Origin of the sequence: Primorskyibacter flagellatus (genome assembly GCF_900176485.1) — a bacterium.
In the GTDB taxonomy this organism is placed as follows: Bacteria; Pseudomonadota; Alphaproteobacteria; order Rhodobacterales; family Rhodobacteraceae; genus Primorskyibacter; species Primorskyibacter flagellatus.
The window spans coordinates 1-19,443 of record NZ_FWYD01000029.1 but is presented as its reverse complement, the minus strand read 5'-3'; the positions used below and the strand labels follow the sequence as shown (position 1 = coordinate 19,443).

The 19,443-nt window shown below is 61.2% G+C and carries 14 protein-coding genes and 3 pseudogenes; 13 read left to right on the top strand and 4 right to left on the bottom strand.

Features of this window, described 5'->3' with window-relative positions; translation table 11 throughout:
* Positions 1-253 precede the first annotated feature (253 nt).
* The gene (locus B8991_RS19300) at positions 254-1,222 is read left to right on the top strand and encodes an IS5 family transposase (protein ID WP_235866705.1); all 969 of its coding nucleotides are present in this window, start codon (positions 254-256) and stop codon (positions 1,220-1,222) included.
* A gap of 54 nt (positions 1,223-1,276) precedes the next feature.
* Here the strand turns inward: B8991_RS19300 and B8991_RS19295 are convergent.
* A pseudogene (locus B8991_RS19295) lies at positions 1,277-1,612 on the bottom strand (IS6 family transposase); the annotation flags it as partial.
* Positions 1,506-1,893, bottom strand: a pseudogene (locus tag B8991_RS19290) (Tn3 family transposase); the annotation flags it as partial. The pseudogenes B8991_RS19295 and B8991_RS19290, both read right to left, overlap by 107 nt.
* Positions 1,894-2,460: 567 nt before the next feature.
* On the opposite strand from B8991_RS19290, the gene B8991_RS19285 reads away from it, so the two are divergent.
* The 9 genes from B8991_RS19285 (at position 2,461) to B8991_RS19245 (ending at position 12,978) form a co-directional block, all read left to right on the top strand.
* Positions 2,461-4,293, top strand: coding sequence for an ABC transporter permease (locus tag B8991_RS19285; RefSeq protein ID WP_084354925.1), 1,833 nt, complete (start codon positions 2,461-2,463; stop codon positions 4,291-4,293).
* Between the two features lie 3 nt (positions 4,294-4,296).
* Entirely contained in the window at positions 4,297-5,415 is a 1,119-nt protein-coding gene (locus B8991_RS19280) for an ABC transporter ATP-binding protein (protein WP_084354924.1), read from the top strand.
* 28 nt (positions 5,416-5,443) lie between these two features.
* Positions 5,444-6,571 carry an ABC transporter substrate-binding protein gene (locus B8991_RS19275; RefSeq protein ID WP_143514673.1) on the top strand — a complete coding sequence of 376 codons (1,128 nt, stop codon included), beginning with the start codon at positions 5,444-5,446 and terminating at the stop codon, positions 6,569-6,571.
* Positions 6,572-6,635: 64 nt separating this feature from the next.
* Positions 6,636-7,745, top strand: a complete 1,110-nt coding sequence (locus B8991_RS19270) for an ABC transporter substrate-binding protein (RefSeq protein ID WP_084354922.1) — start codon at positions 6,636-6,638, stop codon at positions 7,743-7,745.
* Between the two features lie 55 nt (positions 7,746-7,800).
* Positions 7,801-8,925, top strand: a complete 1,125-nt coding sequence (locus B8991_RS19265) for an ABC transporter substrate-binding protein (RefSeq protein WP_235866704.1) — start codon at positions 7,801-7,803, stop codon at positions 8,923-8,925.
* A gap of 70 nt (positions 8,926-8,995) precedes the next feature.
* Positions 8,996-9,862: an inositol monophosphatase family protein gene (locus B8991_RS19260; protein ID WP_084354921.1), complete on the top strand. Its 867-nt coding sequence runs from the start codon at positions 8,996-8,998 to the stop codon at positions 9,860-9,862.
* Between the two features lie 73 nt (positions 9,863-9,935).
* Positions 9,936-10,781: an inositol monophosphatase family protein gene (locus tag B8991_RS19255; RefSeq protein ID WP_084354937.1), complete on the top strand. Its 846-nt coding sequence runs from the start codon at positions 9,936-9,938 to the stop codon at positions 10,779-10,781.
* A complete protein-coding gene (locus tag B8991_RS19250) occupies positions 10,778-11,428 on the top strand; it encodes a dual specificity protein phosphatase family protein (protein ID WP_084354920.1) in 651 nt (216 codons plus the stop codon). The genes B8991_RS19255 and B8991_RS19250 overlap by 4 nt, the downstream gene beginning before the upstream one ends.
* Positions 11,425-12,978 carry a metallophosphoesterase family protein gene (locus B8991_RS19245; RefSeq protein WP_084354919.1) on the top strand — a complete coding sequence of 518 codons (1,554 nt, stop codon included), beginning with the start codon at positions 11,425-11,427 and terminating at the stop codon, positions 12,976-12,978. The genes B8991_RS19250 and B8991_RS19245 overlap by 4 nt, the downstream gene beginning before the upstream one ends.
* On the opposite strand, the gene B8991_RS19240 is transcribed toward B8991_RS19245, so the two are convergent.
* Complete coding sequence (locus tag B8991_RS19240; RefSeq protein ID WP_084354918.1) at positions 12,975-13,994, bottom strand: LacI family DNA-binding transcriptional regulator; 1,020 nt, start codon at positions 13,992-13,994, stop codon at positions 12,975-12,977. The two genes, B8991_RS19245 and B8991_RS19240, sit on opposite strands and share 4 nt — an antisense overlap.
* A gap of 119 nt (positions 13,995-14,113) precedes the next feature.
* On the opposite strand from B8991_RS19240, the gene B8991_RS19235 reads away from it, so the two are divergent.
* Positions 14,114-15,769: a Na/Pi cotransporter family protein gene (locus tag B8991_RS19235; protein ID WP_084354917.1), complete on the top strand. Its 1,656-nt coding sequence runs from the start codon at positions 14,114-14,116 to the stop codon at positions 15,767-15,769.
* A gap of 347 nt (positions 15,770-16,116) precedes the next feature.
* On the opposite strand, the pseudogene B8991_RS19230 reads toward B8991_RS19235, so the two are convergent.
* Positions 16,117-18,336 (bottom strand): annotated as a pseudogene (locus tag B8991_RS19230) (type I restriction endonuclease subunit R); the annotation flags it as partial.
* A 167-nt stretch (positions 18,337-18,503) separates the two neighbouring features.
* On the opposite strand from B8991_RS19230, the gene B8991_RS19225 reads away from it, so the two are divergent.
* Together B8991_RS19225 and B8991_RS19220 are read left to right on the top strand one after the other, a co-directional pair.
* Positions 18,504-18,908 (top strand): hypothetical protein, encoded by a 405-nt coding sequence (locus tag B8991_RS19225; RefSeq protein WP_179141553.1) that lies wholly within the window; start codon positions 18,504-18,506, stop codon positions 18,906-18,908.
* On the top strand, positions 18,901-19,389 hold the full coding sequence (locus tag B8991_RS19220; RefSeq protein WP_084354915.1) for a hypothetical protein: 489 nt from the start codon (positions 18,901-18,903) through the stop codon (positions 19,387-19,389). The genes B8991_RS19225 and B8991_RS19220 overlap by 8 nt, the downstream gene beginning before the upstream one ends.
* Positions 19,390-19,443 lie beyond the last annotated feature (54 nt).

The window sequence follows — 19,443 nt, the reverse complement described above, 5'->3', positions numbered from 1 at the left end:
TGAGACGGGATCGGGAGAACCAGTGTGCAACAGAGTGCCATCGAGCACGCGGCTTTGATCTGGACCCGACCTTCGAACACCATACGGGCCCGCGGCATGTGCGAAGCCGCATCATGAGGCCGGATACATGTCAGCACCCGATGACACGCCAAAATCAGCTCTGAAGAATCCTCTTGCGCAAGGGGCGGTTATACATGTTGCACAAATCTCGACCGGGATTCACGTTGGGAGTCCAGTATGATAGCTGGAGGGCATGAGCAGTTGGGCCCCTACGAAGTACAAGACCAAGAACTGGCCTTCGTACAACACAGCGCTGAAGCAACGCGGATCGCTGTCGATCTGGTTTGATCCCGAGATGGTTTGGACGCCTCCGCCAAGCGGCAAGCGTGGTCGGCAACAGCAATTCAGTGACGCCGCAATTCAAACTTGCCTTACGCTGAAGGTCTTGTTTGGTATGCCGCTTCGGCAGACGACTGGGTTTGTCCAGAGCCTGTTGCAGTTGGTTGGACTGAACTGGGCTGTGCCGGACTTCAGCACCTTATGTCGCCGCCAGCGAACACTGAGCGTGAGATTGCCGCATCGCGGATCCAAGGGTCCGCTGAACCTCCTTATCGACAGCACCGGTATCAAAGCCGAAGGAGAAGGCGAATGGAATGCACGCAAGCACGATGGCTCCAAACGGCGCATCTGGCGCAAGATACACATTGGGATCGATGAGAAAACTCTGGAAGTTCGGGCCGTTGAGGTCACTGGCAGCAACATCGGTGACGCTCCCATGCTGCCCGAACTCTTGAACCAAATCCCATCCGATCAGGACATCGGCAGCGTCACCGCAGATGGGGCGTATGACACCCGTAAATGCCATGAGGCGATTGCCGCCAGAAATGCCCATGCGGTGATCCCGCCGCGCAAGAATGCCAAGCCTTGGAAACCCCCTATCGTGCATGCTGGCATGCACTGCCGGGCAATGGACGAGCGCCGGAGCTGTTGCCCGAAACGACGCGGTCAATGCACAACGATACCTGGGCCGGACACTTTGGCGAGCTGGAGTGGATACCACCGCCGAAGTCGCGTCGAAACGAAGATGCATTGTATAAAACTACTCGGCCAATCACTGATGGCGAGGGACTTCGAAAGGCAGGTCGCAGAGATCCACGTCCGTATCTCCGTCCTCAACAGCTACACTGCACTTGGCATACCCGTCACCGAGCCCGTAGCATAAATCCGTCCGGGGAAAGGGGAACCCTGGCTAACATCGGGTTTGTGCAACGAAGCCTGTTTGCAAAAGTATATCGAGAGCGTCGCCATTCGCGTCAATTGCGCGCCACAGCCAATGCTTCTTGCCACCGATCGGGACAACGACTTCGTCCAGATGCCATTTGTCGTTGGGGCGGGGGCGATCGCGCCGGATGCAATTCGCAACATGCCGACCAAATCGATTGACACACAACCGGATGGCTTCCCGGCTGACAATCACGCCCCGCTCAGCCAAAAGGTCCTCGACGTCAGCCGTGCTCAGCGCGAAACGGTGGTACGCCCAAACAGCGTAGGCAATGATTTCGCGAGGGTATCGGAAACCCTTGAGGCGATGCAAACTGGTCGGAGTTCTCATGCCGCCAAAATAGTCCGGTAATGTCGGCGGAACAAGTTGGCAATGCCATCCAACCCATTGCGGCGGCGGCTTGTGACAGCCTGACCGAGGTGCTTGGTGTTCCAGTAAATCATGGGGGTGGTGAGCAGGTTCAGCCCGGCCATCCTGAAATGTTGCCCTTCGGTTGTCCCGTCGCGAATTTCACCTTGGCGGCCAATACCCAGCGCATTCTTGAGGGCGTGATGGGCTTCGCCCTTGTTCAGGCCGATCTGGGCGCGACGTTGCATATCGGCTAGAGAGAGGTAACCCGTATCGAATTTGGTCAAACGGTAACCAATCTGCGGATGAGTGCATGATAATCACCGGCTCGGCCACCGTCTCTAGCGCCTGCACAGGCCACATCTTTGACCAACCCGTGTCAGCGGGATAGATTAATTGTGTCAGAATACCTGAAAACGCTCATGAGAGCGTAGGATCCTGCACTCTCCGGCATCAGACCCCACGTACGTGAACTTCCTGCCTGAGGAAGCCAAAGGCTTTGCGAAGCTAGACTTGATCGCCATATGCACATAGGTGCATTAAAAATAGATATATCGTTTATGAAGATTGTAAGATATTGAAAAACAATAGATATATACTATTAGTATATTGCACACTAGACCATTATTATCAGTATTTGTTTGACAAGCAGGGGTCTCCCCTGCAATCCTGCTTCTTGCTCGGCCGATTTGCAGTTGAGTGCGTTTAAACGGTGCAGAGGGGTGCGCTGGTATGGATCTGTCAAATAACTGACGTGATTGGAGATTATGGGAGGGTGGAATGCGGCGGACGACGTTCGTGCAAGCAATTGCAGTATTAGGGGGAGCGCAATGAGCAAGGCCTCGGATATTTCCGGCCAGACCGGCGGATCGGGTCGGATCACGCGGCTTCGATACCGGACCCGGATCGCGATGCGGGAGCCGACGACGCTGATCGGGCTCTTCATGGCGGCGCTGTTCACCTATCTGATCGTTGTGCCGATCATCTCGATCCTGCTCGACGCGGTACAGACGCAATTCGGCGACGCCCGCCGGACCGACACCGAAGTCGGAGAGTGGACGAGCTACTACCTGAACAGGACGTTTTTCTCGCCCATCGCCCGCGACATGTTCTGGGAGCCGCTGAGGAACACGCTGAGCGTTGCCTTGGGTGCCATAGCGGTGTCGCTTTTCGTTGGCGGCATCCTCGCATGGCTCATCAGCCGCACCGACATGTTCGCGCGGCGCTGGTTTGCAACGGCCCTGATCGTTCCCTACATGCTTCCGGCCTGGACCTTCGCGCTGGCCTGGACAACCCTGTTCAAGAATCGCACGGTCGGTGGCCAGCAGGGATGGTTCGAGGCCATGGGTTTCACGCCGCCGGACTGGCTGGCCTACGGGCAGGTGCCGATCACCATCATTCTGGCGCTGCACTACACACCGTTCATCATCCTGTTGTTCGGGAGTGCGCTGCGTCGCTTCGACAGCCAGCTGGAAGACAGCGCGCAGATGCTGGGTGCCAGCCGCAGCCGCATTGCCTGGTCAATCATACTGCCCTTGATGAAGCCCGCACTGATTTCGGCCATCGTGCTGATCTTTGCCAAGTGCCTGGGCGAATTCGGGGTTGCCTATGTGCTCGGCCTGCCGGTGAAGTTCGACGTGCTTGCCACCTCGCTCTATCGCAATCTCGGGTCGCGACAGACCGGCGTGGCCGGTGTGCTTGCCGCCTCGATCATGATCCTCGGGATCATGACCCTGCTGATCGACGCCTACTTGGTGCGCGAGGCGCGCAAGTTCGTCACCGTCGGCTCCAAGGGTTCGATGAACCGCCTGACACAGCTGCGCAAATTGCGGCTCCCGGCGGCCGGTTTTGCGGCGCTCATCTTTTCTATCAGCGTGGGTCTGCCGGTCTTGACCCTGGCGCTGTCGACAGTGATGCATGTTCCTGCGCGCTTCACTTGGGAAAATTTCACGCTGGATTACTGGCTTGGCACCGGGTTGGACACGGTCGCGTTGCAGCAGGGCATCCTGTTGACGCCCGAGTTGTGGAGCGCGGCGTGGAACACCTTGTGGATCGTCGGGTCGGCCTCTGTGGTGTCGGGCTTGCTCGGGCTGCTGGTGGGCTATGCGGTGGTGCGCACTCCGTTGCGTCCCTTGGCCACCTTTCTACGCCAGGTCACGTTTTTCCCCTACCTCGTTCCGGGGATCGCTTTTGCGGCCGCTTACCTGTCGCTCTTTGCGGTCCAGCGCGGACCTGTTCCGGCGCTTTACGGGACCATGGCGATCCTGATCCTTGCGCTCATTGCAGACCAGATGCCCTATGCCTCCCGGGCCGGTATCTCGGCGATGATGCAACTGGGCAAGGAACCTGAAGAGGCGGCACAGGTCGCAGGCTCCGGCTGGTTCCACCGCATGACCCGCATCGTGGTGCCGATCCAGAAAGGATCGCTGGTGACGGGCGTGTTGCTGCCGTTCATCTCGGGGATCAAGGGCCTGAGCCTCTTTGTGGTGCTGGCGGTGCCCTCCACCGACGTGCTGACAACCTATTCGCTGCGGCTCGTCGACTACAACTACACACAGGCCGCCAACGCGGTGGTCCTGATCATCGCGGCGCTGGCCTACTTCGGCACGGTCGCAGCACAGAAACTTACCAAAACAAACCTTGCCGAAGGCCTGGGAGGATAAGTCATGCCGGGAATAACGCTTAAAAACGTCAAGAAAAGCTACGGCGCATACGAGGCCATTCACCATCTGGACCTGGAGGTCGCTGACGGAGAGTTTCTGTGCCTGCTCGGTCCCTCGGGCTGCGGCAAGACCACGACGCTGCGGATGATTGCCGGGCTGGAAAACCTTTCGAGCGGCGAGTTGGCGGTGGGCGAGCGTGTCGTCGACTGCCCCGAGACCGCGAGCTTTATCGCGCCGGAAAAGCGCGGCATGGGACTGGTGTTTCAAAGCTATGCGCTCTGGCCGCATCTGACCATCGAGCAGAATGTTGAGTTCGGGCTGAAACTGCGCAAGGTCGCCAAGGTGGAGCGGCAAAAGTGCACGACAGACGTGATGCAGTCGCTGGGGATCGAGCAATACCGCGCGCGCTATCCGTCGCAATTGTCCGGCGGCCAGCAGCAGCGCGTGGCACTGGCGCGGATGTTGGCGGTGAACCCCGATGTGCTTCTGCTAGACGAGCCGCTGTCCAACCTCGATGCCCGCCTGCGGCTTGAGATGCGGGCCGAGCTGAAGCGGATCCACGACAAGTTCTCGACCACCATCGTCTTTGTCACCCATGACCAGTGGGAGGCGATGACCCTTGCCGACACGATCGCGGTGATGAACGAGGGGACGTTGCAGCAGTTGGGCACGCCCGACGATATCTACGAACGGCCCGCCAACAGGTTTGTCGCCGAGTTCGTCGGCAGCCCGCCGATCAACATCCTTGAATTTGGCGGGACGGGTGAACTGGTCCAGGAGGCGATGCGCTTTCTCGCCAAGCAACATCCCGAGATTTTCGACATCGGTTCCGTCGGTATCCGGCCCGAGGCGATCTCGCTTGTCTCCGGCAAGGAGGCGCTTGCCACAGGCGATTTCGGCGCACCGGCATGTGTTGCGGCGATCCTGCCCACCGGAGGAAGCTGGATCATCGAGCTCGAAACCGGGGGGACCACGATCTTCATGAATACCCATGTCGCGCCCAGCGTGCGCGAGGGCGACCGGATGTGGTTCCGGGTAGAGGCCCATGCGCTGAATGTCTTTGACACCCAGGGCGACCGAATTCGAGCAGCGGACGACGCATTTTCGGTGGCGGCCGCGTGACACAACGTTTTTCAGGGAGGAGAAACACTTGACCATAAAACAAAAATCAACCACCGCGCTGCCCTTGGCCGTGCTGGCCCTCGGGATCGCACTTGGCGGCGCAACGCAGGCACAGGACGCAGAGTTCGACCTCGACGCGCTGGTGGAGGCGGCCAAGGCAGAGCCGCCGATCACTGTCTATGCCGTGACCGGCAAGATCGTTCGGACCGCCGAGGCGTTCACGAAGCTCCACGGTGTTGAGGCGACCGGTAAAAAGGTGAACGAGGCCGACCAGATCGACCTCATGATCCGCGAATTTCGGGCCGGAAACATCGTGGGCGATCTTGGCGTGGCGGGCGATGTCGGCTCTATCATGGGTCAACTGATCCCCGAGGGGATCGCCGAAAGCTGGCTGCCGCCCGACCTGGCATCCGGCATCGCAGAAGGACAACAGGATCCGTTGGTCGTGGTCTCGGACCCGCATGTCTGGGCCTATTCGACCGAGGCCTATGACAGCTGTCCGGTCTCCAACGTCTGGGCGCTGACCGAGCCCGAATGGAATGCCAAGGTGGCCATGCTCGACCCGCTGGTAAAGCCCAATTACGCCGACTGGTTCAACCAGCTTGAAACCCATCACGACGATGCGATGGCCAAAGCCTATGAGGCGCATTTCGGCACACCGATCGACCGGTCTGAGCAAAGCGCGACACAACAATGGGTGCGTCTCTATGCCGCCAATGCACCGCTGTTGGGTGACAGCACGTCGGTGGCCGAAGCGGTGGGTGCCGTCGGCCAGGAGGCACCGTTCTTTGGCATCATGTCGACCGCCAAGTTCCGTTCCAACACCAGCGGCGAGACCGCGCTTGGCATCTGCGCCGGGATGGCACCCTTTGCCGGCTGGCTGTATCCGGGTCTAGCGATGATGGCGTCCGGCACCGAAAGCCCGAACGCGGTGAAGCTTTTCGTGCACTACCTGCTGTCCGAAGAGGGCATCGCACCGATGTCGGTCGATGGCAAGGTTTCGTCCAACAGCGCCGTGCCCGCCAACGCGGAAGAGGTTTCCGGGGTCGCGGACTACATGGACGAGTTGATGGTCTATGACACCACGACAGCCGCCGAGGACTTTGACAAACGGCAGGACTGGCAGGATTTCTGGCGCATTCACTACAGCCGATGACACCTCACCCTGCCCGCCAAAGAAGCGGGCAGGGTGCATGTATCAACTGGAGGAGAAAAGAGACATGAAACGGATCGTAACCACAACGGCCAGCGCGATGGCCCTCGGAATGATTGCCCTGGGGGCGCACGCCGAGGAATTCAGCCTTGACGCTTTGATCGAGGCGGCCAGGGGCGAACCGCAACTGGCGGTATTCGACAGCACCGGCAAGATCGTGACGATGGCAGAGGATTTCGCCGCGAAATACGATCTGGATGCCGTCGGCCAGAAGGTGAAGGCCCATGCCCAGCTCGAGATGATGGCGCGCGAGGCGATGGCTGGCAATGTGCAGGGCGACGTGTCGATCATTTCAGACGCACCGGCCGCGATTGCGCAGTTGCTGCCGAATGAATTCGGCGTCAGCTGGGTGCCGCCGGACCTCGCAGACGTGATCGAAGAGCGCTACCAGGATCCGCTGGTGGTTGTCACCATGGCCAATGTCTGGACCTACAACACCGAGCTTTATGACACCTGCCCGGTGTCGAACGTTTGGGAACTGACCCAGGACGCGTGGCGCGGCAAGGTGGCGATGCAGGACCCGCTGAACAAGTCGGTCTACACCGATTGGTTCAACCAGATCGAGTCGCACGGCGACGACGAACTGGCCGCCGCCTACGAGGATTTCTTCGAAGAGCCGCTCGACCGGTCCGAACAATCGGCCGCCAAGCAATGGATCGCCATGCTGGCGGCAAACGCGCCGCTTCTGGGCAGTTCGGACAGCAACGCGGCAGAGGCCGTCGGCGCGCCGGGACAGAAAGAAGGCTTCATGGGGCTGATGAGCTCTGCCAAGTACCGCGAAAACGCCGCTTCGGATTTTAAGCTTGGCCTGTGTGACGGTATCAAGCCGTCGCTGGGCTTTACCAATGCCGGTGTCGGCTTGATCGCGTCCGGGACGGACAGTCCGAACGCCGCGAAGCTGTTCATCCACTACGTGATGACGGCCGAGGGCATCGCACCCCAGGCCGATGACGGCAAGATGTCGTCCAATACCGAGGTGGGTCTGCCCGATGGCGAACCTTCGGGGATCGGCGCGGCCTGGGATCAGCTGCTGACCTATGACCTGTCCACGGCGGTCGAGGACTTCGACACGCGTCAGGACTGGCAGGATTTCTGGCGTCTGACCTACGAACGCTGACCAATCGCGCCGGGCGGATCCTCCGCCCGGCGACCATCAGGGGAGGAGACTCGAAATGAAGAATGTCAACAAGCCCGCCATGCGCAGCGCCGCCCTGGCGCTCGGTGCCGCACTGGTTGTGCCGATGCTTGCCCAGGCGGAAGAGGCCGGCCTCGACGCGCTGATCGAGGCAGCCAAGGCGGAACCGCAACTGACCGTCTATGACAGCACCGGCAAGATCGTGACGGTCGTCGAGAACTTTGCGGAGAAGTATGGGCTCGACGCAATCGGCCAGAAGGTCAGTGCGACGGCGCAGCTCGAAATGGTGATCCGGGAATCGCAGGCCGACAACGTCAAGGGCGACGTGCTGATGATCACCGACGCCCCGGCGGCGCTGGCGCAGTTGATCCCGCAGGGGTTCGTTCACAGCTACCTGCCGCCCGACATGGCCGACGTCATCCCGACCATCTACCAGGACCCGATGACCGCGACGACGAATGCCAACGTCTTTGCCTACAATACCGAGGTCCATGATAGTTGTCCGGTCTCCAATATCTGGGAGCTGACCGACGAGGAGTGGACTCGGAAGTTCGCCATGATCGATCCGCTGACCAAGGCAAGCTACACTGACTGGTTCAGCCAGATGGAAAGCCACCACGACGACGCGGTCCGTGACGCCTATGAAGCGCATTACGGCAAACCGTTGGTCACGGAGTTCGACAGCGCCACCAAGCGCTGGGTCGCCGACCTTGGCGCAAACGCGCCGTTGGTGACCGATGGCGACGACAATACCTCTGCTGCGGTCGGCGCGCCGGGGCAGGAGACCCCGTTCTTCGGGCTGATGTCCTCGGCCAAGTTCCGTGACGTTGAGGCCAAGGGCCACAAGATGGCGATCTGCGACACGTTGGAGCCCTGGGTCGGCTGGACCTATTCCAAGCTGGCGCTAATAGCCTCGGGCACCGACAGCCCGAACGCGGCCAAGCTGTTTGTGCATTTCATCCTGACCGAGGAAGGCATCGGCCCGCAGATGGTGGACGGCAAGGTGCCGACGAATTCGACGATATCGATGCCCGCGAACGAGCCGTCGGGGATCATCGATCTTTGGGACAACCTGCTGGCCTACGATTCCGCAACCGGGCTGGCAGACTGGGACTCCCGCCAGGATTGGCAGGATTTCTGGCGCATCCACTACAGCCGCTGACCTCCCTCGCGGCATCGCTCCGGGGCCAAGCAGGGCCCCGGGACACATAGGAAACGAAGGATTGCTAGACATGACCGGCACCAACAAGTCTGCCATACCTGCGGCCGCGCGCTTGCGCGAGGTCGCCGAAACCGTGGCACGGGCGGCGGGGGATTTGCTGCCCGGGGTATTCCGCGCCGAGATGCACGTGGACTACAAGGCCGACCTGCACGACCCGGTGACCGTGCACGACCAGCGGACCGAGACCTTGATCCGCGAGCATCTTCTGACCGAGGTTCCCGGCTCTGCCATCATTGGCGAAGAGGGGGGAGAAATCGGTGAAGGCCCGGTGAAGTGGTTCGTGGACCCCATCGACGGCACCTCGAACTTTGCCGCGGGTCTCGCCTTCTGGTGCGTCTCCATCGGAGCCGTGGTCGATGGTCGGATTACCGCCGGGGCTGTCTATGACCCGATGGCCAAGACCATGTTCTCTGCGGATACGAGCGGCGCCTGGCTGAACGGCGCGCCGCTGCACTGCCCCGCGGGACGCGAAGAGGCGCGCGCGACGCTGATTACCGGCTATCCGGTGCAACGCGATTTCCGGCTCGAAGGCCGGGACTCCGCGCTGGCCGGGCTGGGGGATCTGGTCTCGGCCTTCTCGACCTTGCGCCGCCCCGGCAGCGCCGCGCTCAGCCTTTGTCACGTGGCGGCCGGTTGGGCCGATGCCGCCGCCGGCTTTGGCGTCAACGCCTGGGACGTCACGGCGGCGATCCTGATACTCGAGCGGGCCGGTGGCAGCTATCATCCCCTGACGCTGGGCAAGCAGCCGGACGGGACTCCGGCGCATCATTGCCCGGGTTACGTGGCCCAGGGCCCGGGCGCGCGCTATCCGACCCTGCACCGCATCGCCGAAGCCGTGGATGCCCGTCGCCGGGCCGGGGCCATGGCACCCGCCTGACAACGAACCGCATTCTTGCCGACACCCAAAGACCCGCGCCCGCGCGCTTTTTCTCGAACGGAGCCTTTACTGCATGGACCAAGCAGCCAAACCCGCGGACAAGCATATTGTCGAACGTGCCAACCTGTGCCTTTCCCTGATTCAGAGTGCCGGACGGATCGCCCTTGACGGCTTCCGTCGCCGCGACACCGACGAAATCGCGATGAAGGGATCGCAGGATTTTCTGACCGAGACCGACGCCGCTGTCGAAGAACACCTGCGCGCCGGGATCGCCGCCGCCTTGCCCGGGGACGAATTTCTCGGCGAGGAGACCGGGGGCTCGGTGACGGGCCGTTCGGTATGGGTGGTCGATCCGATCGACGGGACCGCCAATTTCGCCCGGAGGATACCGCATTTCTGCATCTCGGTTGCCTATGTGCGCGACGGCATCACGGAAATCGGTGCGGTCTTCTCGCCTGCGACGGATGAGCTCTGGTTCGCCCGGCGCGGCATGGGCGCATCCTGCAACGGGCAGCCCATCCACGTGGCCGGAACCCGCACCTTTGCCGCCGCCTGTCTGGAGCTTGGCTGGAACAATCGACGCCCGCAGCAGGAATACCTTTCGGTTCTGAACCGGCTGCTGGATCATGGTGCCAACGTGCGCCGGGGTGCGTCGGGCGCGCTGGGGCTGGTATATGTCGCAGATGGCCGCTCTGACGGATATGCCGAACTTCACATGAACGCCTGGGATTGCCTGGCCGGTCTGCTGCTGGTCGAAGAGGCCGGTGGCCGTGTCAGTGATCTGCCCGAGGACGGGTTGAGCAACGGTGGCGCGGTGCTGGCCGTCGTGCCCGCGTTGGCACCCGAAATCAGCGCGTCGACGGGTATTCCGCTGGCGTCGCACTCGAATTCAACTGACCGTGCAAGGATGATCGCATGAACCAGACCTCTCCGCAAAGCAACGTGCCCCACTACGACCGCCCCGAGATCAGCCTGATCGAGGAGCGACTCGAGCCCTATGGTGTCGCGGTTTATGTCGGCGGTCGTGAAGGCATGTCGAACCTGCCGCTCTTGCGCGAGCGGGGGATCAGCACTGTCATCAATTGCGCGGTCAATCTTGACGTGAACCTTGTCGATGCGCCGGACCCATCCGTCGGAGAGGGCCACCTGACCTATGGGCACGGGGCCTTTCGCTATTACAAACTTGGCCTCGTGGATGGCGCGGGAAACGCCGAGACGATGATGCTGGCGGGGTATTATCAGCTTGTTGGCGCGCTGTCGCAGATCCTACCGGAACGCTCCTCTTATCCGCTGCGCGAACGCGGCAACGTCTTGGTGAACTGTCGCGGCGGGCGCAGCAGGTCGGTTGCGTTGGTGGCGCTGCTTTTGCACAAGCAGATGCCGGACCGCTATCCGACGATGGACGCCGCGCTGGAGCATGTCCGCATCCGGCGCCAGCTGCGCCATGACGAATGGTTCGAGGCACCCAAGCCGATGCTGATCGAAGCGGCCTGCACGGCCTCTGACTGGATTGACCGGATCGGCCACCGCGACCCCGAACAGGCGGATACCGGCCAGACGAAATGATCCGTATCGCCGTCCTGTCCGATCCACATCTGCACGACGTCCGTTTCGGTGAGCCTGCAGGTGTGCCGGCTTTCGTGCGCTCATTGGCCGACAGCCTGCATTCGACCCGCGTCTTCAACGAAAGCGAGGCCGCGGTTCGCGCCGCGCTTGACGCGGTTGCGGCAGAGGGGATACGCCTGTGCATGATCGTGGGCGATCTGACGGATGACGGGCAACCGGCGAACTGGCAAGCGGTGTCCGACCTTCTGGCCGATTACACCCGGTGCCACGGCATCCGCTTTTTCGCAACCCCCGGCAATCACGACCAGTGGTCGATGACCGGCAAGCCACTGGCGAAAAACATGGTGGATGCCGACGGCGGCGTCCGGGCGTGTGCGGGGCGGGACTTTCCGCATTGCGAGGGCGCAGATATCTGCCCGGGTATGCGCATGGTCGGATATCACGACATGATGGCCTGTGCTGGCGAGCTTGGCTATCACCCGCAGCGCGCCGACCTCCACTGGGAAACCCCTTTTGGCACGGCACCCGATCCGGCCCGCCGCGCGTCCGCCTGCGATCTTTCCTATCTCGTGGAGCCGGTCGAGGGTCTGTGGCTGTTGTCCATCGACGCCAATGTCTACCTGCCCGACGGGCAGGGCGGGTACAGCGATTGCAGCAAGGAAGGCTGGAACGCCGTCCTGCGGCACAAGTCCTACCTGCTGGACTGGATGCGCGACGTGGCAGGGCGGGCAGGGGCCGCGAACAAGCGGCTGGTGGCCTTCTCTCACTACCCGGTTGTCGACGTCTTCCACGGGTGCACGACGGAACTGGCAAGACTGCCCGGCTCGCGCGCGGGCGCGCGCAGGATGCCGGAACCCGAGGTGACACGGGCCATCGCGGCCACCGGTCTGCAATCGCATTTCAGCGGCCACTGGCACGTGGACTCCACGGCCCAGGCGGAGCAAGGCGGGTTGGTCAATGTCTCGGTTCCCTCGACCGTGTCCTATCCCGCAGGCTGGAAATGCCTTGAACTTTCCGCCGAGGGTGCGAGTATTGGCGATCGGCCCTTGGACGCGGTGCCGGATTTCGATGCCTGGTTCAGCCGCTACCGCGCCGAGGCTGCCCGGACGAGGCACGGGAGTTCGGTAATGGATGCGGCGGATTATCGGCAGTTTCTCGACCGGCAGTTCCGTACCGTCGTGCTGAAACGGCGTCTGTCCGAAGACTGGCCGCTCGGGATGCGGACGATGGTGGAGAACGACAGCTTGGCCGATATGGTCTCGCGGTTGGGACCTGTCGAGATGGGCCTGCCAGATATTCCCGCCGCCGATGTCTTCGTTGACTGGTACAGGTTGCGCGAGGCCGGGGGCGGTGCCGTGGCCGACGTGAGCCCGGAGCGGCATGCGCTTTATACAGAGCTGATGCGGACCTATGGCCACCGGGACTTTGCGCCGGGATCGGACGAGGCAGTTGTTGTCGTCTTCTTGCGCACGCTCGGGCTGCTGCTGGGCGGCGCTGACAACAAACGGGCGGCTCTTGATCGACTCCGGGCGGTTGCTGTTCCGTGCTAGCCCATCCGAACAGTCTTGCGCCAGACCGGGAGAACCTCGAACGCGGAGTCGCTGCCGCTGGAATCCGAGGTCAGGATCTCGGCGATGCGTTCGACCATTTCATCCATGGGTTGGCGAAAGGTCGTCAGCTCATAGGCCGACCAGCGCGCCTGCGGCACGTCGTCAAAGCCGATGACACAGAGATCGCCGGGGATATCGATGCCAAAGATGTTGCGCGCGGCATCCATGAAGCCGAAGGCCAGAAGGTCGGTGACGCAGAACACCCCGTCAGGCGGGTTGGACCGCCCCAGAAGCACCCGCGCGGATTCGAGCCCGGTGTCGTAGCTTGTCGGGCCGATCCGTGTGACGTCGATCTCGATCCCGAGCTCGGCGGCCGCCTCGGAGAAGGCCTCTTCGCGCGAGGTGATCGACGTGGTCCGTGCCTGCGACGAAACACAGACCAGCCGCGTACAACCCGCCCGGCGCAGCAAGGCCAGCGCTTCGCGGCAGGCGACGGTATTGTCGATGCGTATGCGCTCGACCCCCTCGGCATCATCATCACGGTTGACCAGCACTACGCGCTGGCCGTTCGACAGACAGCTTTGCACCAGTTTCGCGGGCGGTGCCCCGCTCAGCACGACAGAAGCCTCCGCCCGGTAGTGCAGGCTTTGCCGCAGGGCCTGGCTGACGCTGTCCTCATCGCCGCCGGTATTGATGATCATGGCCACTTTGCCGTGCAGCTGAAGCTGCCGGGTGACCTTGTCGATCATCGCGCTGTGGTAGGGCTGGCCGACATCTGCCGCGATCAGACACACGATCTTGGAGGGCTCGCCCACCAGTCCCCGCGCCAGCATGTTGGCATGATATCCGAGTTCTTCGGCGGCTTTCAGGACCTTTCGCCGCGTCGCAGGCGCCACGCTGCCGGCACCGGAAAAGGTGCGCGATACCGCCGAGCGGGACACGCCGGCGCGTTCCGCTACCTCGTTGGCGCTGACATAAGAGGCTCTGTCGCCGCGGCGCGTGGTCGGTCCGGTCATGCACTGCCTTTGCAAATGGTTGTAACTATGTTCACTCGGCAACTTAGTGTCTGCCCCTGCAGGCCTCAAGCGAAAGCTGACGACGGTCCGAATCGGTGCCCATTCGGCTGGGGGGCGGCATGACTTCGGCCCTTCAGCTTATCGAACTGCTGGGTGCCGGTGCGCTGGTGCTTTGGGCCTTGCGCATAGTGAAATCAGGCGTGCTTTCGGGTTTTGGCGCATCGCTGCGCCAGGGGATTGCGAAGGGTACCGGCAACCGCGTTGTCGCCGCGATATCGGGCCTGTTCGCCACCATTCTGGTGCAATCCTCGACTGCGACGGCAGTGATCGCGGCTTCGTTCGTCTATCGCAATATCGTCGCGCCACGCATGGCACAGGCGGTTCTTCTGGGGGCCAACCTGGGCACCGCACTGACAGCTGCAATACTGGTAAACGATCTGCATTGGCTGTCGCCGGTGCTTGTCTTGTCCGGCGTCGTGACCCATTCGCGCAGCCGGTTGGCGCGGGGTCGCGGCATCGGCGAGGCATTGATCGGGCTGGGGCTGATGCTCTTTGCGCTGGATCTGCTTGGCACCGCCACCGAACCGTTGCAAGCGGCCGAGGTCACCGCGGCCATTCTCTCGGCGCTGGATCAGGGACCGATCTTTGGCCTGCTTCTGGCCGCAATACTTGCCTTCGCCTCGTCATCCAGCCTGGCGGTCGTGCTTTTCATCGCCATGCTTGCCGAGGCCGGAACGATTACCCCGTCACTGGTGGTGGCGTTGGTGGCCGGTGCCAACCTGGGCGGCGCTGTGCTGCCCTGCCTTGCCGTGGCCTCTGAAGGACCCGAGGCAAGACGGCTCGTCAACGGGAACCTCACCGTAAGGGGAACCGGCGCGTTGGTCGCGCTGGTCACGGCTAGCTTCACCGGGCCGTTGCTGGCGGACCTTCTGCCTTCGGTGGGGTGTATCGCCATCGTTGCGCACCTGGGCTTCAATGCCATCCTGTTGCTGCTTTTCCTGCCTCTGCTGGGTCCGTTCGAGCGCATCACGAGGCAGATCTGGCCTGACCCTGATGCCGAGCAGGGCGCGCCGTCCTATCTTGACGACGCGGCGCTCGACACGCCCGCACTGGCGCTTGGCGGCGCTGTGCGCGAGGTCTTGCGGATCGGCGACAATGTCGCCCTGATGATGGAGCTCAACCTGCGATCCCTGCTGGTCGACGATCCGGAGGCCAGCCGCGAAATCGCCAGGCTCGACGATCGTGTCGACGCCGCGCTGTCCGAGGTGAAGATGTATTTCCTTCGGCTGGGTCGCAAGGAACTGCCGGAGAGCGCCAGTGCGCGCATGCGCGAAGTCCTGTCCTACGCGATCAACCTTGAACACGTGGGTGACATCATTGACCGTGATCTGTCAGAGATGGCGCGCAAGAAAGCAGAGCGGCAGGTGAAATTCTCTGCGGCGGGCGAGGAAGAGATAGGTGAGCTCTATCGCAAGACCCTGCTGAACCTCGAACTGGCGCAATCCGTCTTCCACAGCCGCGATATCGCTCTCGCGCGGCGGCTGACGGCCGAGAAGGTCCATGTGCGTCAGATCGAGGAGCGGTCACAGAAGCGCCATATCGCGCGACTGCAGGCGGGACAGCCCGAAACGCTTGGATCCACGACCCTGCATCTTGATATTCTGCGTGACCTGAAACGCATCAACGCGCATATCGCGGCGGTGTCATACCCGATCCTTTCGGAGGCCGGAGAATTGTCGGCCAGCCGCGTGCTTTCGCTGCAGGACGTCAACTGACGGATCGAAAAACGGGTCCGATATGCGATGAGTTCCTTGACGAGCCCTGGGAAGCCGCGATCTATGCCGTACTGCACCAGAACCCCGGTGACGCAGGCGAGGCGCTGTCGCTTAGCACTAAAATGTAATAATGCAGTCGTTCTGACGCACTTTAGCATTTTAATCTGGGAATCTTTGGAGACTGACTTGATATCAGCTGCAATTGTCGCGGCGGTCCGCACTCGAACGTCGGAGAGACGAGATGGTCGGTTGCCACGACGAGGCGGGTCCCGTTTTCTCCAAGCAGGTGACACCGCGAGATCGTCGATCTCGTATCCGGCTTGGGTTTGTGAAGCGAGGTCCGCGTAATCCTGGATCGACGTGTCCAGTTCAGCAAGAATCCCGCGATAGTCGATCAAGTACCCGAATTGTTTGGCCTCATGCAGACGGTTCACTCGCGCGATAGCCTGAAGCAGGTTATGACCCTTGAGGTGTTTGTCGATATAAAGGACGGCGTTTCGGGGTTCGTCAAAGCCGGTCAGCAGCTTGTCCACGACGATCAGGATATCCGGTGCGCCATCGGTGCCAAACCGTTCGATGACATCAGTTTCATAGACGTCCGCATCATTGCCAACATTCATTTTCCACCAGGTCTGCACCTCAGGTGTCTTTGCATCATCTGTATCATCATGACCTTCACGGGTGTCGGGGGCCGAGATCACAACCGCGCTGGTCACGAGGCCAGTTTCATCGAGTGCTTTCTTGTACCGGATCGCAGACAGCTTACTGTCAGTCGCCAATTGCGCCTTCAAGCCGAGCTTCAGCTTGGTAAAGTTCTCGGTGAAATGGATCGCGATGTCGTAGGCGATCAGGTCGATACGATTGGCCGCTCCATATATCTGACCACGGCTGGAATACTTCTGCTTCAGATCGGACTTCTGGCTGTCCGATAACCCGGTTGTGATCTTGTCGAACCAAGAATCGATAGCAGCATCATTGATATCAACAACGGGCCGACGTTCCTCATAAACCAATGGGGTGACCGCTCCGTCCTCGACGGCATCCTGCATGGTATAAGCGTGAAGGATCGGGCCGAACTTGTTACGGGTTTTGTCTTCTTTCAGCAGCGGCGTTCCCGTGAAGGCGATGAAGGCTGCGTTGGGCAGTGCCAGCCGCATCCGCTCATGGTTCTCGCCGCCCTGGCTGCGATGCCCCTCATCGACCAGAACGATGATTTTGTCAGAGGTGTTCTTGCACTCCGGCAGCTTGGTCGCTGAGTTGAACTTCTGAAGCAGCGTGAAGATGATCCGTTCTGACCCAGAACCAATACGTTTGGCCAGATCGCGACCGGACTGCACCTTGGAGGTCTCACCCTCCTTCTTGGTCGCCACCGCAGACCCGAAGGCCCCACCCGTCATGAACGTTGCCGCAAGCTGTTTCTCAAGGTCCACACGATCTGTGACAATGATGATGCGACATCCGGCGAGCTCTGCGTCCAACAGCAGCGCCTTTGTCAGGAACACCATCAGGTTCGACTTGCCCGAACCTGTGGTGTGCCAGATAACGCCGCCCTCACGGCTGCCATCGGGCTTCTGGTGGGATACCTGGGTCAGGATGGCCTTGGCCCCCTGTACCTGCTGATACCGCGCCGCGATCTTGCCCAGTTTCCGGTCGAAGAAAATGAACCGTCTGGTGAAATCCAGCAGGCGGTCAGGCCGCAGTAGGCTGATGATCAGCCTGTCCTGCTCTGTGGGCCACACGGGTCCGCTGTGGAGACTGTCAAAGTCGTCGCGCATCCACTTGGGCTTGTCGGCGAACAGCGCCTCTCTCTGAGCCTCTGACAGGGGCGTGGACTTCACGGCCTGCATCTGACCTTCCGTGATCTCTTCCTCGGTCCATGCTCCCCAGAACTTCTTATCCGTGCCCGTGGTGCCATAGCGCCCATTATTGCCAGAGATCGACAGCAGCAGTTGCGAATAGGCATAGAGGTCCTGAATGCCGTCGGTTTTTTGGTTTCTCAGGTGCTGGCTGATGCCTTCATCCACCATCGCTTTGTCCTTGGTCGATGACACGGGCCGCTTCGCCTCGATCACCACCAGGGGGATGCCGTTCACATAACAAACCACATCGGGCCGAAACCGCCCCATGCCAGCAGGCCGCTCAACGCTGAGTTCTTCGGTGACCTGAAGGATATTGGCGGCGGGGTCCGCCCAGTCGATCAATGGCACAGTGACGGAAGTGCGCTGGCCATCCACGAACTCGGTGACCGTGATGCCCAACGTCAGGTGCTTGTAGATCGCCTCATTTGCAGGGATCAGCCCTTCGTTCAGGCCCGTGGCGCTGATCTCGCGCACCACCTGATCAATGCCACCAGCAGAGAGCGGATAGGTCTGGCCTTTGAAGTCGAACCGATGCCCCTTGAGCCGTTCCCGCAAGATAGGCTCCAGCAACACACCGCGTTCCGACCCTCGCAAGGCGAGTGCATCGGTGGGGTTAAGATACTCCCACCCCATGGAAATCAGCACATGCAAAGCTGGCAGCTTGGAGGCCGCCTCTTCACGGGTGTCAGGGGTACGGGAAAATGTCATGAACAAACGGCCTGTCGGGAAAAAATTTGCGTTACGATAACCTGTGCCCTATATAAAGGCCAAGGATTGACGCCTATGATACCCGCTCAGCCGATCTTGTCCTTCTCGACACGCCCGGCTTCGCCACGAAAGCGCTGGACCAGTTGCTGGCCGTGTCGGACTTTGTCATGTCCCCCTTGCAGCTGTCGCAGCCGGACGCTGTCTCTGCCGCCGCCACACGCGAGTGGATGGAGGCGTTCTACCTCCGTCTTGGTGCGGGGTCACCGCGGCCTTCGCACTGTTTCGTGGCAAACAATATCAAGAACCTGTCGCGGCTTTCGGTGACCGGGCGGAAATATCTCGAGCGCGCGCGGAAGGATCTTCCGGTCGTCAAGACGATGGTGCCACATCGCGCCACACTGGCCATGATGACAGACAAGGGACCGCTCGGCGAGATCATCAAGCATCAGATCTCGGAGGGCTACGACGGCGCCCGGATCACCGCCGGGCACAGCACCGAACTTCTGGAACTGGCGATGCAGGTGATGAACGATGTCCTGTCACACAATGTCTGGGAGGCCGAGGATGCCTAAACCCAAAGCGCAGGTCCTACACCCCGACACAACAGGCGCGGCCATTCATATTGGTGACAGGAAGCGCCTTGACCAATCAAGTGCGAACCCTGTCCAGCTACCTGACACAGCGGCGGCGGCGAGGGGAACGGGAACGGAGAGAAAGAAAAAAACGATCGTCTCTCAAAGCCCGCAAACGCATCTGCACATCGCTGAAAAATACCTCTCCGAGATCGAGGAGCACCAGGCCAGAACAGGCGTCTCGCAGGACGACATCATCAAGCTGGTGGCCATCGCGCTGTCCAGCATCGGCAGATTCGACATGCCAGACAAGGAATGGATTGCCACACGAAAGGCGGCCAAGGGCGTACTTGTCCGCTACGCCATCCCGCAAGAGTTCGTCGACGCCTATAATCGAAAATTCAACCCTCTCGGCGTGAAGCCACAGACGCACCCCTACTTGTCTGACGTCAGCACCTATGGGACAGATATGGCGATTTGAACAACGGAGGGTTTCTGGTTCATCGTAGCCTTTAAGGAGCGAAGATGAACAAGA

Excerpts from the sequence above, each read along its gene's own strand:
- B8991_RS19245 (WP_084354919.1), top strand. The coding sequence starts at position 11,425 with ATGATCCGTATCGCCGTCCTGTCCGATCCACATCTGCACGACGTCCGT.
- B8991_RS19225 (WP_179141553.1), top strand. The coding sequence starts at position 18,504 with ATGTCCCCCTTGCAGCTGTCGCAGCCGGACGCTGTCTCTGCCGCCGCC.
- B8991_RS19255 (WP_084354937.1), top strand. The coding sequence starts at position 9,936 with ATGGACCAAGCAGCCAAACCCGCGGACAAGCATATTGTCGAACGTGCC.
- B8991_RS19300 (WP_235866705.1), top strand. The coding sequence starts at position 254 with ATGAGCAGTTGGGCCCCTACGAAGTACAAGACCAAGAACTGGCCTTCG.
- B8991_RS19270 (WP_084354922.1), top strand. The coding sequence starts at position 6,636 with ATGAAACGGATCGTAACCACAACGGCCAGCGCGATGGCCCTCGGAATG.
- B8991_RS19240 (WP_084354918.1), bottom strand. The coding sequence starts at position 13,994 with ATGACCGGACCGACCACGCGCCGCGGCGACAGAGCCTCTTATGTCAGC.
- B8991_RS19260 (WP_084354921.1), top strand. The coding sequence starts at position 8,996 with ATGACCGGCACCAACAAGTCTGCCATACCTGCGGCCGCGCGCTTGCGC.
- B8991_RS19250 (WP_084354920.1), top strand. The coding sequence starts at position 10,778 with ATGAACCAGACCTCTCCGCAAAGCAACGTGCCCCACTACGACCGCCCC.
- B8991_RS19285 (WP_084354925.1), top strand. The coding sequence starts at position 2,461 with ATGAGCAAGGCCTCGGATATTTCCGGCCAGACCGGCGGATCGGGTCGG.
- B8991_RS19280 (WP_084354924.1), top strand. The coding sequence starts at position 4,297 with ATGCCGGGAATAACGCTTAAAAACGTCAAGAAAAGCTACGGCGCATAC.
- B8991_RS19220 (WP_084354915.1), top strand. The coding sequence starts at position 18,901 with ATGCCTAAACCCAAAGCGCAGGTCCTACACCCCGACACAACAGGCGCG.
- B8991_RS19235 (WP_084354917.1), top strand. The coding sequence starts at position 14,114 with ATGACTTCGGCCCTTCAGCTTATCGAACTGCTGGGTGCCGGTGCGCTG.
- B8991_RS19265 (WP_235866704.1), top strand. The coding sequence starts at position 7,801 with ATGAAGAATGTCAACAAGCCCGCCATGCGCAGCGCCGCCCTGGCGCTC.